At 40.0% G+C, this 15,812-nt stretch carries 9 protein-coding genes, 2 tRNA genes and 1 pseudogene; 6 read left to right on the top strand and 6 right to left on the bottom strand.

The genetic code is table 11. The features are described from left to right. A complete protein-coding gene (gene gltB, locus AAHB12_RS13545; RefSeq protein WP_342045659.1) occupies positions 1 to 4,596 on the bottom strand; it encodes a glutamate synthase large subunit in 4,596 nt (1,531 codons plus the stop codon). A gap of 728 nt (positions 4,597 to 5,324) precedes the next feature. On the opposite strand from gltB, the gene AAHB12_RS13540 reads away from it, so the two are divergent. Continuing rightward, positions 5,325 to 6,236 (top strand): DMT family transporter, encoded by a 912-nt coding sequence (locus AAHB12_RS13540; RefSeq protein WP_342045658.1) that lies wholly within the window; start codon positions 5,325 to 5,327, stop codon positions 6,234 to 6,236. A 232-nt stretch (positions 6,237 to 6,468) separates the two neighbouring features. Here the strand turns inward: AAHB12_RS13540 and truA are convergent, their stop codons facing one another. Next, positions 6,469 to 7,206: a tRNA pseudouridine(38-40) synthase TruA gene (gene truA / locus AAHB12_RS13535; protein WP_129728602.1), complete on the bottom strand. Its 738-nt coding sequence runs from the start codon at positions 7,204 to 7,206 to the stop codon at positions 6,469 to 6,471. A 250-nt stretch (positions 7,207 to 7,456) separates the two neighbouring features. Then, positions 7,457 to 9,115, bottom strand: coding sequence for an SWIM zinc finger family protein (locus AAHB12_RS13530; RefSeq protein WP_342045657.1), 1,659 nt, complete (start codon positions 9,113 to 9,115; stop codon positions 7,457 to 7,459). 457 nt (positions 9,116 to 9,572) lie between these two features. Here AAHB12_RS13530 and AAHB12_RS13525 point away from each other — a divergent pair, with 457 nt between their 5' ends. The 5 genes from AAHB12_RS13525 to AAHB12_RS13505 all read left to right on the top strand — a co-directional run bounded on the left by AAHB12_RS13525 (position 9,573) and on the right by AAHB12_RS13505 (position 13,323). After that, positions 9,573 to 9,758 (top strand): hypothetical protein, encoded by a 186-nt coding sequence (locus AAHB12_RS13525; protein ID WP_342045656.1) that lies wholly within the window; start codon positions 9,573 to 9,575, stop codon positions 9,756 to 9,758. Between the two features lie 330 nt (positions 9,759 to 10,088). Beyond that, positions 10,089 to 10,229 (top strand): hypothetical protein, encoded by a 141-nt coding sequence (locus AAHB12_RS13520; RefSeq protein WP_165350799.1) that lies wholly within the window; start codon positions 10,089 to 10,091, stop codon positions 10,227 to 10,229. A 353-nt stretch (positions 10,230 to 10,582) separates the two neighbouring features. Continuing rightward, positions 10,583 to 11,146: an alkyl hydroperoxide reductase subunit C gene (ahpC, locus tag AAHB12_RS13515; RefSeq protein ID WP_129728604.1), complete on the top strand. Its 564-nt coding sequence runs from the start codon at positions 10,583 to 10,585 to the stop codon at positions 11,144 to 11,146. 35 nt (positions 11,147 to 11,181) lie between these two features. After that, entirely contained in the window at positions 11,182 to 12,711 is a 1,530-nt protein-coding gene (ahpF, locus tag AAHB12_RS13510; RefSeq protein WP_342045655.1) for an alkyl hydroperoxide reductase subunit F, read from the top strand. Positions 12,712 to 13,182: 471 nt separating this feature from the next. Next, positions 13,183 to 13,323: a hypothetical protein gene (locus AAHB12_RS13505; protein WP_342045654.1), complete on the top strand. Its 141-nt coding sequence runs from the start codon at positions 13,183 to 13,185 to the stop codon at positions 13,321 to 13,323. A 117-nt stretch (positions 13,324 to 13,440) separates the two neighbouring features. Here the strand turns inward: AAHB12_RS13505 and AAHB12_RS13500 are convergent. From AAHB12_RS13500 to AAHB12_RS13490, 3 genes and pseudogenes are all read right to left on the bottom strand, one after another. Continuing rightward, a pseudogene (locus AAHB12_RS13500) lies at positions 13,441 to 15,151 on the bottom strand (ABC transporter ATP-binding protein). 397 nt (positions 15,152 to 15,548) lie between these two features. Continuing rightward, a tRNA-Ser gene (locus tag AAHB12_RS13495) sits at positions 15,549 to 15,636 on the bottom strand. 9 nt (positions 15,637 to 15,645) lie between these two features. After that, positions 15,646 to 15,719: transfer RNA gene (locus AAHB12_RS13490), tRNA-Arg, on the bottom strand. Positions 15,720 to 15,812: the final 93 nt, after the last annotated feature.

The raw sequence follows: 15,812 nt of genomic DNA, 5'->3' as shown, positions 1-15,812 counted from the left end.
TCACCCTCCATCCTTCATCGAATTCACTGCTTTTTTGCTTTCTTCAAACGCAAGCAGTGCCGCTTTATGTTTGCTCAAGCCGCTTTCTTGTAAATACTTAATTCGCTCTTGCATCTCTAAATAGTCTTTCGGAATAACCCGTATGAACTTTCCGCTCATCTCTTCCCAGCTATCGAGTACTCTCTTTCCATATGGACTATTCGTATAATGAACATGTTTTTGGATCAATTCATAGACAGCTTGGAGCTCTGCCTCATCTTGAATCTCATTTAGATACACTTGCTCCTGATTGCATTTCACCGAAAAGGCATTTGAGGCATCCAATACATACGCAACGCCGCCTGACATACCAGCTGCGAAGTTTTTCCCTGTTGCTCCTAATACAACAACTGTTCCGCCTGTCATATATTCACAGCCATGATCGCCAACGCCTTCTACTACAACATTAGCACCACTGTTTCTCACACAAAAACGTTCCCCTGCAATGCCATTAATATAGGCTTCTCCTCCAGTGGCCCCGTAAAACGAAACGTTCCCGACAATAATATTTTGTTCTGGGATAAACGTGCTCTTTCGAGAAGGGTGAACGATAATTTTCCCGCCTGACAAGCCTTTTCCAATAAAATCATTCGCATCTCCAATCAGCTTCATTGTTAAACCAGGCGGAATAAATGCGCCAAAGCTTTGCCCCGCAGAGCCTTTAAATGTGAGACGAATCGTATCCTCCGGTAATCCCTTCGCACCATACCGTTTCGTAATTTCACTGCCTAGCATTGTCCCCGCAACGCGGTTAATATTCCGAATGGATAAAGTCGCCTCCACTCGCTCTTGATTTTCAAGGGCTTCTTTACATAATGGAATTAATTCTTGGCTGTCTAACGTTTTATCAAGCCCATGAACCTGTTCAACTGTTGCATACAGGCTAGTATTCTTAGACACCTCCGGCTGATACAGAAGAGCTGATAAGTCAACTCCTTTTGCTTTCCAATGGTTAATCGCCCTGTTCGTCTCTAAAACATCCGTCCTTCCAATCATCTCGTTTATTGTCCGAAACCCAAGCTCTGCCATCAGCTCTCTCACTTCCATCGCAATAAATCGCATAAAGTTCACAACATGCTCAGGCTCACCAGTAAATTTCTTACGCAGCTCTGGGTTTTGTGTCGCCACACCTACCGGACATGTATCAAGGTGGCAAACGCGCATTAAGATACACCCTAATACAACTAACGGTGCAGTAGAAAAACCATATTCCTCCGCTCCAAGCAATGCGGCAATGACAACATCCCGGCCTGTCATCAATTTCCCATCTGTCTCCACGACGATTCGATCACGCAACCGATTCAAAAGCAAGGTTTGATGTGTTTCTGCTAACCCGATCTCCCACGGTAATCCAGCATGCTTCAGGCTTGTCCTTGGTGCAGCTCCAGTTCCTCCATCATATCCACTGATCAGGACAAGATCTGCTCTCCCTTTCGCCACGCCGGCCGCAATTGTTCCTACACCAACTTCTGATACGAGCTTGACACTCACTCTTGCAGAGGGATTTGCATTTTTTAAGTTATGAATTAATTCGGCTAAATCTTCAATGGAATAGATATCATGGTGAGGCGGCGGTGAAATCAAACCTACACCTGGCGTAGATCCTCTTACCTCCGCAATCCAAGGATATACTTTTTTTCCAGGAAGGTGTCCCCCTTCGCCTGGTTTAGCACCTTGAGCAACTTTAATTTGGATTTCATCAGCATTTACAAGATAATGGCTAGTCACTCCGAATCGGCCAGAAGCAACCTGCTTAATCGCACTCCGCCGTAACTGTCCATTTGGATCAGGTGTAAATCGGCTAGGATCTTCTCCCCCTTCTCCAGAATTGCTTTTAGCCCCCATTTTGTTCATCGCAATCGCAAGTGCTTCATGGGCTTCACTACTTATTGAGCCATAAGACATTGCTCCCGTTTTAAATCGTTTACAAATGTCCTCAATGGACTCTACCTCATCCAAAGCTATTACTTCTCGTTTTTTAAAGGACAGCATGCCGCGAATGGATTGAAGATTATGATCAGCATCTGTCAGCAATATTGAATACTCTTTAAAAAGCTTATAATTATTCGTTCGGCAAGCTTGCTGCAACAGATGAATGGTCCGAGGGTTGTATTGATGGTCTTCCCCGTCATACCGCCACTGAAAATCATCGCCCGATTCTAAAGTCCTTTTCTCACCTCTTGCTGGATCAAATGCTCCTTGATGTCTTATCATCACTTCCTCGGCAATGAGATCCAACCCTATTCCGCCTATTCGTGACGCTGTCCCAGTAAAATATGTATCGACCACATCCTGATCAATTCCAATCGCCTCAAAGATTTGTGCGCCACGATAGCTTTGAAAAGTTGAAATCCCCATTTTCGATAAAACTTTAAGGATTCCATCAGTTGCCACTTTCCTATATACTTCAATCGCATCCTCGACCCGGATTTCGCGTATATCACCGATTTCGATCAATCCCTGCAGTGAATCAAATGCTAAATAAGGATGAATCGCTTCGGCCCCAAAGCCAAGCAATGCCGCGAAATGATGAACCTCTCTAGGTTCGGCGGAATCAATGACGATGCTTACTTTGGATCGTGTTCCGTTTCGAATAAGATGATGATGCAGGCCAGAGACAGCCAGGAGAGCCGGCAACGCTGCATATTCAGCATTGACTCCGCGATCTGATAACACGAGTAAAGAAGCACCTTCATCAATGGCGCTATCGGCTTTTCTAAATAAGTCTCCTAAAATCTTTTCAAAATTAGGAGGGGTTGTTTCAACAGGAAATAGCATGGACAGCGTTTCACTCTCAAAGTCAGAACGGTAAAGCTTGTCCAGCTGGCTCTTCGTCAAAATAGGAGTCCCAAGCTGAATTTGTTTACAGCTCTCAGGCACAGGCTGAAGCAAGTTTCTTTCTGGACCGATTGTTGTGACAACCGAAGTAATCACCTTCTCTCGAATCGCATCAATTGGCGGATTCGTTACTTGCGCAAAAAGCTGTTTGAAATAGTTATAAAGCAGCTGTGGTTTTTTAGATAACACCGCGAGAGGCGAATCGTATCCCATAGAGCCAATCGGGTCCTCCTTGTCTGTTACCATAGGCTTCAATATTTTATTAAGCTCCTCGTTTGTATACCCAAATACAAGCTGTTGTTTCACTCGTTCATCCCTGTCAAAAACTTGTATATTGTCATTCGTTTCAGGCAGGTCATCAATATGAACTAAATGCTGCGCTAGCCAATCCTTATACGACTGCTCAGACGCGATTTGCTTTTTAATTTCTTCATCTGGAATAATTTCGCCTTTTTCTAAATCAACAAGGAGCATTTTTCCAGGGTGAAGTCTGTCTTTATATTCGATATCCTCAGCAAAAATATCCAAAGCACCTACTTCGGACCCTAAAACAATCATGCCATCTTTTGTTACATAATAACGGGCAGGCCGCAGCCCATTCCGGTCAAGGCAGGCCCCGATTTGTTTGCCGTCCGTAAATACAACAGCTGCTGGTCCGTCCCACGGTTCCATTAAACAGCTATGAAATTCATAAAATGCTTTCTTTTCATCATCCATTGTTACATCATTCACCCATGGCTCAGGAATCATCATCATTGCTGTATGAGCAAGCGAACGCCCGGAAAGATGCAGAAATTCAAAGCAGTTATCAAACATTGAAGAATCACTGCCATCTGTATCAATAACTGGGAATAGCTGCTGAAAATCCTCATCATGAAATAAATCAGATTGGCACAGAGCCTCTCTCGCCTGCATCCATTTCACGTTTCCTTTTATCGTATTAAACTCCCCATTATGGATTGTAAATCGATTCGGATGAGATCTTTCCCAGCTTGGAAAAGTATTTGTACTAAAGCGTGAATGAACAAGAGCTAACGCTGACTTAAAATCACGATGATTCAAATCAATATAAAAGGAATCTAGCTGCTCTGGAATTAACATCCCTTTATACACAATGGTTCTTGATGATAAGCTGCAAATATACATCCCTTCCTGATGCTCACTATCCGTACGGGATACTTCATTTTCTAAACGCTTGCGGATGACATATAGTTTTCGTTCAAAATCATCTTGATCCTTAAGAGTTGGAGAAGGCGCTATAAACACTTGACGAATAAACGGCTTTGATTTTTTTGCCATGTCACCAACAAAGGAGTCATTTACCGGAACAGTCCTCCACCCTAGGAAGATCTGTTTCTCCTCGACAATCACACTCTCAATTTGTTTTTGGGTCCTTTTTCTAACCTCCGGGTCCTGTGGCAAAAAGACCATACCAATCCCGTATCCCCCTTCCCGAGGGAGTTGAATGCTTTCTTTATCACACTGCTTCTCAAAAAAAGAATGTGGAATTTGAGTCAGAATCCCTGCACCATCCCCAGTACTTATATCTGCAGATTGTCCGCCCCGATGTTCTAAATTACATAAAATCGTGATTGCATGCTCCACAATGTCATGCGACTTCTTTCCGTTTATATTAGCAACCATTCCGATTCCACAAGCTTCATGTTCATATTCAGGATGATATAAACCTTGTGCACCCGGATACCCATGCTTTTTCATGCCAGCACTCCTTCTTAAAAAATTAGGCCGATTTCATGATAAGGTAGTACCAGTGAGTACAACTACTCATATCCCCCATCAACACTGAAATCCTGATAGTAATGTTAGTGCCCTTCACATAAAAGTAGTGTACACATTCCAATTCCATTTAATCCTAATGTCTCCATTAATTATGAAATCCTTCTCTAATAAGGAATATAAAGAAAACTCGCCGATTGGCGAGCCCTGCCCTTGGGCGAAGATAGAGGCGTAGTTGCACTTATACTGTATTCCTAAAATTTCCTGCTACATCGAATAGGCACTTTCTTACAGTGTAAAAAACCACTATACCAATGACATTTGGTATAGTGGTTTTAGACTGTTGAGAAACAACTCCATCAAGTAAATTTGTGACAAACTTGTTGCAAATTTAACTGCTTTTTTATGGTGAAACATAGTTTTCGTTTTAGTTTTTTATTCAAAAAACTTCCACAGGTCCAACCTAGGTAGCTTAACAGCACAAAATCCATTGTATACCGCCACTGTTTTCTGTATAATAAGGAAATCATTTCGTTTACTAATTGGGTAAGTACCTTCATGTTCATCATTAGATTGTTTCATATAATGAAATTTGAATAATAAAACCTTTTTTAGGATGTGGATTTTTCTAGAGAAACTCTATTTTCGCCACACAACTGTCAATTGATAGTTGTGTGGCTTTTTTTTATGTAAAGAAAGGGGTCAAAATCATGAAAACTTGGCACTATGCATTAATTGTTTTTTTAGGTGGCTGCTGTTACGGAGTATTATCGACATTCGTTAAACTTGCTTACTCAGCAAGCTATTCCGTAACAGAGGTAACAGGCGGCCAATATCTTTTTGGAACACTGCTTACCTGGGTGCTTGTTCTGTTCACAAAAAAGAAAACATTAACTTTAAATCAAGCTTTCAAACTACTATTATCCGGAATTCCATTTGGCCTAACCGGCGTGTTTTATTATCAGTCACTACAAACACTTAATGCTTCGCTGGCAATCATTTTTTTATTTCAATTTGTTTGGATTGGTACACTTTTTGAATGGATATTCTATAAGAAAAGGCCTACAAAATGGAAGATTATTTCGATAGCTCTTCTTCTAATCGGCTCAGTTCTAGCTGCAGGCATTGTTTCAGAGGGTGGAATCGTTCTATCATGGCAAGGAACGATTTGGGCACTATGTTCTGCTTTGACATTTGCAACCTTCATTTTTCTTAGCAGTTTAGTTGGAAAAGATACTCCGCCCGTACTAAAAAGTGCTCTGCTTTCCACTGGTGGTTTGATAGTTGTCTCTTTACTGTTTCCACCAATGTTCCTATTCGATTTACCCGTCTTAACGGGAGTTGCACCGTATGGATTGTTTCTCGGTTTATTTGGAGCAGTTCTCCCACCGCTGTTATTTTCAATTGGAATGCCGTATATCGGACCAGGACTTGGTACAATATTAACAGCTTCCGAGCTTCCAGTAGCCGTTTCCATGTCTTCACTCGCTTTAGCTGAATATGTGGGTTTGTCGCAATGGAATGGAGTTGTTTTCATATTAGGCGGGATTGCGGCCGGTAATATAAGGGGTTCAAAAGGTAAAATAAATCCTGTTCAGGTACAAAAAAGTTCCACTTTGTAAAGCTTTTTGTACCAACAAGTACCTTTTATGGGATTGTAAATTGTCTAAAAGAGGTACCACCAACCTAAGAAAATTCAACAGTCTGAAACCACTATACCAATGGCACTTGGTATAGTGGTTTTTACTGTTTTCGAAATAATGCAGCTACGCTGAGACTTTCTCAACAAGGCTCCTTGCTTACCGTTACAGCCGTTAACTACTAGACGAAGTAAACTCCTGCAACCATATTTGTCTAAAACTCAACCTTTTCCAAGTACAGTCCACTTGCATCAGCAAGACAATTCACTTGATTTCGTTCTTTTGTCTCTAAAATTCCTAATACCGCTTCAGCATCTATTCTGCCTAAGCCCACTTCTATCAACGCTCCGACAATTTTTCTCACCATATTATGAAGAAACCCATTACCGCTCACTCTAATTTGGATAAAGCCCTCTTCTTCAGCTATATCAATAGAATATATTTCACGAACCATAGACTTTTTCTTAGACTTGGCATTTGAAAACGCAGTAAAATCATGTTCGCCTATAAAAAACCTACCCGCTTTTTTCATTTTTTCGATATCCAGCTTTTTTTCAACATGCATGCTGTACTTTCGCATAAAAGGATTTGTATGTTCCTCGTTCCAGATTTTATACAAATACGTTTTAGCTTTGGAGTTGTATCGGGCATGAAAACGTTCAGGAACTGACGTCACCTCGGTAATACTAATATCCTGAGGCAAATATCGATTCAAATAATTTTTAATTTCAGATTCGCTCAACTGCTTATCGACCTTGAAATTAGCTATTTGCTCAAGAGCATGTACACCTGCATCGGTTCTGCTGCAGCCAATGATTTCAATTTCTCTTCCTACGAGCTCAGATAGTACAGTTTCTATTTTTCCTTGGATGGTATTTTCACCGCTGCCAAGCCGCTGCCAGCCCTTATAGCGTCCGCCATCGTATTGAATGATTAATTTGTAGTTGTTCATTTTTTTCTCCTTATTTTAGCTCTTTGTAGCTTTTGAAGCATAAATCTTATTCTTTCTCATTAGATTAACATAATTGAAAGTGTTCTTTAAAAATCTTAGCTTTGCTTTATCAAGCTTGCCAATGGAAGCAATTCAGTCATATTTTATCCTTTTATTATTGTACATAAAGTCGTAACTAGCTTACAGCCTTAAAAAACGGTGATTGCTAGTATCTTTTCCTTTCTTCCTCAGAGGAATAAAGCTGGGAGGCTTACAAAACTCTACTTAATTCATCTACAAAAGCTGGTCTTCTCTTATATGCAACGCTTAACTCACGTATAATTCCTTCCGTGCTTTGCTTGCCAGCTATCTTTTCATATCCCTTGAGTATCTTGCACACTTTCTGATAACCTGACCTTCCTGATGAAGAATTTGCGACCGATTGTATATACTGCCTATATACCTTAATCACTTCATACTCGAACTTACCCACCAGCATATGTGCATATGTTTCTATCTTTCCTGGATCTTCCCTCACAAATTCCATAATTTCATTCAAATCATTTTCTTCTACTATAAGCTTCAGGTACATATTCTTTCCTTGCCAACCCTTGCTTGTCTTCAGCTCCTGTTTTAGATGCTGATAAAATATATCTTTGTCCCCTACTGCCAGCTCCTTCAGTTCTTTATAGTATTCAAAATTTCCGTCAAGTAACAATTCTCTTGCTAGCTCCTCTTGCTCTTCTTTCATCGAAAGCTCCTTATAAGCTGTATATCTTATCTTCTTCCATCCTGCTACTAAGCCCGCATATCGCTTGTCTTGTTCTTCCCCTTCTAGAGCTAATTCTATAACCTTAGAATAGTTTTTCTCCTTTATATGCTTGTTTATATATGATTCTCTAAAGGATGGAAACCCAAGGCTATCTTTCATGAATTGTTCTGCTTCTTCTTCCGTACCGTACTGCTCAATCATTTCAAACAATATGTTCAGCATACTTTCAGTGCCATACCTTCCATACTCATCGTAAGAACGGCGACTGATCATTTGCTCAACCCTTATTCTTAGCTCATTCCTAAATACTTCTATATCAGCAAATTCAGTACATATTGTCAGTACATCAATCTGGAAGTCATCCCATCCTTGAAACATCTTATCTTCACTAAGATCTAATAACTTATAGAATGCTTTTTCTATTAGATTCACATCTGACCTATCAATTGCCTCGATAGTTCTTCTTATCATGTCAATCACTTCTGTAACTAAGGCGCCTATTTCTCCATTAGAATCATCTGCATACTGAAAGGCTTCAATACTCTCTTCCAACAGCAAAAATGCAAGGTCTAAAGCAGATATTGGATTATCTACGTCGTCTTCTATCCTCTCTAATAAACCCTCCAGCTCGCTCACAAAATCATAGACTTCTCTGTACGCAATAAATCCTTCTCTCCCCGTATACTTATTCACAATAGACTGCAGGAGCCTTTTGTATTGCTCAACCCCCAGCATACCCTCATTTTTCTGATACGTAGCAATGAGGCCGTTTCTCAAGGTTTTATCCTTTTGACTTATATCTATGATAATATTGATTAGCTCTTCTTTTGAAAGACTGTTTAAAACCTCCCGTATCCCAGGCAGAGTTTCCTCCTCGCTTCCTTTCTCGTTTAGCATCTCTGCTAGTTCGAAATAGGCGGCCACTTGATGCTTGCAGACTGGTCCAAAGTCATAAGGACAATCACAATCAGAATGTAATATTTCCCCGTTTTTATCTATCTTCACAATAACCTCATACACTTCATTCCCTTCAACCTCAAATATGTATTCATAATCTTCTAGCCTGTATACTTCAACTATATTTCCTGCCTGATAATAGTCGTATCCCCTGTCTACAATCACTGCATTAATACGACGTTCAAAATCATTTATATTCATCTCCTGCTCCTCACTGTCTCTAACTCCACATTTCTTTAAAAGAGACCTTATAATATTTCTATTATCGGTACATTTTCTCTAATCCCATTCTCTTCTGTGAATAGGGCAATCAATTCCTTCTTACTTACTCATTATACTAATTAAAATTTTTTCAAAAACTTGCAGGGTTTGTGGATAGATACAGCGTCTAAGAAAGTAGGGAGAAAAGAGGTGATGCAGTGGAGGAGGTACAACAGCTTATACAGGACATTTTACGGGGGAAGCCTACTTTTATCGGAGAAGCACCTACAATTCACACAGAACAGCAAATTCTTTTGGTTTCCGCAATATATGTACTAGTATCCATGTTCAATACGTATAATTTTAAAAATTATATAAACTATAGAAGCTACTTTGTTTATAGTAGGATATATACCGTGATAGCATGTATCACATATACAATGGAGGAGGTGAGAACATGACGCTTATTATTATACTGATCATTGCTTATTTCGCTTATCGATATTTCTCTAAAAAGAAAAAAAAGCATAAAAGCCATGGCAGCTATGGACATAAAACTTATAAAAGTTCAAGCCACGGCAGTTCAGGCAGCTTTTTCTCTAGTGGAGGAGGAAGTTTTGGCGGGGGGAGTTTTGGCAGCTAATGCTTCTCGGAGGAAACTTGGCTAGGTGAAAACAGAAGCACAGTTACTCTGACACTGTATTCTATATCGAATGACTTTTAGCTAGAAACTCCTATAGTATACAAAATCCAGGAGCCCCTCTGTATTTGGGGCTTATTTTATTAATATTACTGATCATTTTCTTTGGCCCTTCTAGTATTTTCCTACAAGTAATAATTATGCCCATATTCTTATCCTCTCATAAATACCTTCACCACAATGGATTTTCATTAAACTTCACTACAAAATACAATTATTTTTCCTTCTCTTTGTACACTCTAAAAACATCTTAATAATGAGGAGGGAGTACATATGGATGAGCAATGCTTTTATTGTAACCAGGCTATAGAAGAAAAGTATCATCATGGGGTTTTCGTCATGCAAAATGAACATGTAGAAAAGCCTCTTTGTCAGGATTGCTATAAGGAATGGCTCGAGGGAATGAAAGAATAGTCAATTTACTTCTATTTTAAAGCTAAGACAACAACAGATTTTACGTTATTGCATCAATTTTATGATAAGGAACCTGCCTGCACTAGCTACTAGTATCTCTTTGAAATGTTTATTTCAACAAATCATGGAAAATTTGAGCATTTTTCTTGATAGAATAACCACTCTATATAATAATGAGAATAGATATCGAATTAGAATTATTATAATTAATTCAAGTATTCCTCTTGACTTAAATAATAAATTCTATATAATAATAAATATCTAATTAGAATTATTATAGTTAACTGGAATATTTACTGTATTCCCTAAGCAAGCTATATAATTCTCAAACCACACTTAGGAGGAATTTGATTATGTCTCTAATTGGAAAAGAAGTATTACCATTCTCAGCAAAAGCTTTTCGTAACGGTGAGTTTATCGATGTTACAGAAGAAAACTTTAAAGGTAAATGGAGTGTCGTTTGCTTTTACCCAGCAGATTTCACATTCGTATGCCCTACTGAACTTGAAGACCTGCAAAACCAATATGCAACTTTAAAAGACATGGGAGCTGAAGTATATTCCGTTTCCACTGATACACATTTTACACACAAAGCATGGCACGATCACTCAGAAGCAATTGGCAAAATCGAGTACGTTATGATTGGTGACCCTTCACAAAAGATTTCTCGCAACTTCGATGTACTAGACGAAGAAGAAGGCCTTGCTGATCGCGGTACATTCATCATCGATCCAGACGGTATCATCCAAACTGTTGAAATTAATGCAGGCGGCATCGGCCGTGATGCAAGCACAGTTGTTAGCAAACTTAAGGCTGCACAATATGTTCGCAACAATCCAGGTGAAGTTTGCCCGGCTAAATGGCAAGAAGGTGCTGCAACATTAAAGCCAAGCCTTGATCTTGTAGGCAAGATTTAAGCAGAACCGTCAATAACATTTAAGGAGAACAAATAATGATACTAGATGCAGATATAAAAGCACAATTAGCCCAATATCTTCCGTTGATGGAGGGCGATGTGCTGCTAAAAGTTAGTGCAGGATCAGACGACGTATCTCGTGACATGCTGGCTCTAGTGGATGAATTGGCCAGCATGTCATCCCAAATTAAGGTAGAACAAACGCAATTACCGAGAACACCGAGCTTTAGTGTGAATCGCGCTGGCGAAGACACTGGAATAACTTTTGCTGGTATCCCTTTAGGACATGAATTTACTTCGTTAGTACTAGCTCTGCTGCAGGTTAGCGGAAGAGCTCCAAAGGTTGATCAGAAGGCAATCGAGCAAATTAAAAGCATTAAAGGCGAATATCATTTCGAGTCTTACATCAGCCTAACATGCCACAACTGTCCTGATGTTGTGCAGGCGCTGAACGTGATGAGCGTCCTTAATCCTGGCATTACACATACCATGATTGACGGTGCTGCGTTCAAGCAGGAAGTAGAAAGCAAAGATATCATGGCAGTTCCAACTGTTTACCTAAATGGTGAATCCTTTGGCAGCGGCCGTATGACATTGGAAGAAATCCTTGCGAAGATGGGTAATGCTCCAGACGCATCAGAGTTTGCTGATAAAGAACCATATGATGTGCTTGTTGTCGGCGGCGGCCCAGCTGGTGCAAGTGCAGCAATTTATGCGGCACGCAAAGGAATTCGCACAGGTATTGTTGCTGAACGCTTCGGCGGTCAGGTCATGGACACTATGGGCATCGAGAACTTTATCAGTGTAAAATATACTGAAGGTCCTAAGCTCGTAGCAAGCCTTGAAGAACATGTAAAAGAATACGGCATTGATGTAATGAACTTACAGCGTGCTAAACGTTTAGAAAAGAAGGATCTTATTGAGCTTGAACTCGAAAACGGCGCTGTTCTAAAAAGCAAGACTGTAATCCTTTCAACAGGTGCTCGTTGGCGCAATATTGGTGTACCTGGTGAAGCTGAGTTCAAAAACAAAGGTGTGGCATATTGCCCTCACTGTGACGGTCCATTATTTACAGGAAAGCGAGTAGCGGTTATTGGCGGCGGTAATTCCGGCGTTGAAGCAGCAATCGATCTCGCAGGTATTGTCAAACATGTAACTGTCCTTGAGTTTGCACCAGAGCTGAAAGCTGATGCTGTACTGCAGGATCGTCTTTACAGCCTGCCAAATGTCACTGTCTTAAAAAACGTTCAAACAAAAGAAATTACCGGTACTGACAAAGTAAATGGTATTAGCTATGTTGATCGTGAGACAGAGGCAACTCAGCATGTTGAATTAGAAGGTGTGTTTGTTCAGATTGGTCTTGTACCAAACACTGATTGGTTAGGCGAAACAGTTGAACGCACTCGCGTCGGTGAAATCGTTACAGATAAACATGGCGCTACGAACACACCTGGAGTATTTGCTGCAGGTGACTGTACAAATAGCCCGTATAAGCAGATCATTATTTCTATGGGATCAGGTGCAAATGCAGCCTTAGGTGCATTCGATTATCTAATCCGAAATTAATGAACAGAAAGCAGGTCGCTTTGCTATCCTACCGATAGTAAAGCGACTTTCTTTCTGTTCTGGAATTTATCTAGTGAATGTCCACACTACAGGTATCCTTCACAAATAGTCTATTAACTTCGCTTTTAAATAATCCGAAGCACGAAACAGCACTTGAAGTTGCATAAGCTAAAGAAAACTCACCGATTGGCAAGCCCTGCCTTTGGACGAAGACAGAGGCGTAGCCCTACTTATACTGTATTCCTAAAATTTCTCACAACGTCGAATTGTCTTCTAGCTAGAAATTTATACTTTCTTACAGTGTTAGAAAAACAGCCCCTTTAGGTATCCATATATTGTTATCATTTCTCTAAGTAAATACCTTTAAATCGATTCATTCCCATTCAACCCCACTCAAAAAATACAATATATTATTATTTTCCTCCTACTTTGTACACCCTAAAAACATCTTAACAAGAGGAGGAAATATATATGAATGAGCAATGCTTTTATTGTGCCGATGTTATAGACGAAAAGTATCATCATGGGGTTTTCGTCATGCAAAATGAACATGTGGAAAAGCCCCTTTGTCAGGATTGTTATAAAGAATGGCTCGAGGGAATCAAAGAGTAGTCAGTCAAAGACTAATTAAGGGCATAAAAAAGAACCAGTAAATTGCTGGTTCTTTTACACTTCTTCAACAAACTCAGAGAAAGATCCTTCCTCTGAAAAGCTCTGACAGCATTATAATCAATATTGGTGCGCATGCAGCTTAGCAAAAATCCCATTTTCTTGTGAAAGAAGATCCTGATGGGTTCCATCTTCAACAATACCTTCTTCTGTTATAACGAGAATACGGTCAGCCTTTTTAATCGTTCCTAATCGATGCGCAATTATAAGAGTTGTTCGATCTTTTGAAAGATCATTCAACGCTTCTTGGATAATTGCCTCCGTTTCAGTATCCAATGCTGAAGTGGCCTCATCTAAGATGAGGATTGGTGGATTTTTCAAAAACATTCTGGCAATAGCCAGCCGTTGCTTCTGACCCCCGGAAAGCTTTAATCCTTTCACCAATCTGCGTATTAAATCCGCCCGGGAGAGAGGCTATAAGGTCCATCAAATGGGCTTTTCTAGCTGCTTCTTCAATTTCATCTTGTGTAGCATTCAACTTCCCGTACGCAATGTTTTCCCTCAAGGTACCTGTAAATAAAAAGACATCCTGTTGGACAATCCCGATGTTTGAACGCAAAGATTCTTTTGTCATGTTTCGGATATCTATTCCATCTACAGTAATCGCTCCTTCAGTAACATCATAAAAACGAGGAATCAATGAGCAAATTGTCGTTTTTCCTGCACCAGAAGGCCCTACAGATGCTACTGTTTTTCCCGACTCAATAGAAAACGTCAAGTCGTTCAGAATAGTGCGCTTGTCTTCGTATCCGAAGGTAACATGAGAAAAGCTAATATCTCCTTTTAACGCCGGTACATCAATCGCGTCAGGAGCATTTTGAATATCTGGTTCAGCATCTATCAGTTCAATAAAACGCTTAAAGCCTGCCATGCCTTTTGGATAAAGCTCAAGTAAGGCACTAATCTTCTCAATCGGTTTAAATAAAACGTTTAGATAAAGAATGAAGGCCACTAATTCTCCATAGGATAAGTTTCCAGAGAAGCTAAGCCAAGCTCCGTATACTAAGATAATCAGAGTCATGAGACGTGTTGTAACATAAATTCCTGATAAATTCAAACTCATAACCTTGTAAGCTCTCAATTTTATTTTGCGGAAAAATTGATTATTCTCGTTAAACTGATTTATTTCATATTGCTCATTGGTAAAGGACTGTACAACCCGAACACCTGAAACACTGTCCTCTACCCGTGCATTCACATCAGCGATATTCCCATACATTTGACCCCATGACGCATTCATTTTCCTGTTCGAGTAAGCAATTAGCCATACAAGAAACGGAACAATGATAATAGCAACAAGCGCTAGTTTCACATTAATTGTAAGCATAATCCAAAATACTCCAATGAAGGTCATAATCGCTATAAAGAAATCCTCAGGTCCATGATGGGCCAATTCTCCAATATCCATCAAGTCATTGGTAATCCGGCTCATGATGTGGCCTGTTTTCGTATTATCAAAGAAGCGGAATGATTGACGTTGAACATGATTAAACAGCTCGCGGCGCATGTCAGTTTCAATATTTATCCCCAGCTTGTGCCCCCAGTAATTCACCACAAATTGCATTCCAGAGCTTATTAGATAGAGTGCTAAAAGACCGATACTCACAGCAGTAATCGTGCTCCAGTTCCCTTCTGGAAGCAGCTTATCAATAAACCATGAAACAGCCAGCGGAAATCCAAGCTCCAATACTCCAACTAGCACGGCACAAAAGAAGTCTATGTAAAATAGCCTTTTGTATGGTCGGTAATAGCTAAAGAAACGCTTGATCATAAGGGTACATTACCTCATTTCTATTGAATATCATTCTCATATAGATGATAATACTTTATCATATGAAAAATGGCTGTGCTACATATTCCTTTTCCTCATTAACCAAAAAATAAATGCTATAGGGAATGGTGAGCCCCGCCCCCCAGGCGAAGACAGAGGCGTAGCCCTACTTATACTGTATTCCTAAAATTTCTCACTACACCGAATAGTTTCCTAGCTAGAAATTTATACTTTCTTAAAATGTAAAAAATCCCTTAGGATAGTCTCCTAAGGGATAGATTTGATTATGTATTCATTTAGTTGCGGAAACAGGATTTGTGAAGCTTCGATCTTCAGGTTAAGAGCCTACGAGCTACCTAACTACTTCGCCCCGCAATGATCAAATATTTAGATGAAATGGAGGAGGGTGTGGGATTTGAACCCACGGACGTGTTACCGTCTCCGGTTTTCAAGACCGGTGTATTAAGCCGCTCTACCAACCCTCCATACAAAAGCGCGCCCGAAAGGACTCGAACCCATAACCTTCTGATCCGTAGTCAGACGCTCTATCCAATTGAGCTACGGGCGCAATTTATCAAAACTGGAATCATCGTAGAATTTTAAAGCCGATGTGTTTGCCAATCTCACTTAAAGTATAAAAAAATCCCTTTTTAGAAAAGGG

This window comes from Bacillus sp. OTU530 (assembly GCF_038440375.1).
The sequence above is the reverse complement of the archived record's forward strand: the minus strand, read 5'-3'. Positions and strand labels throughout refer to the sequence as shown.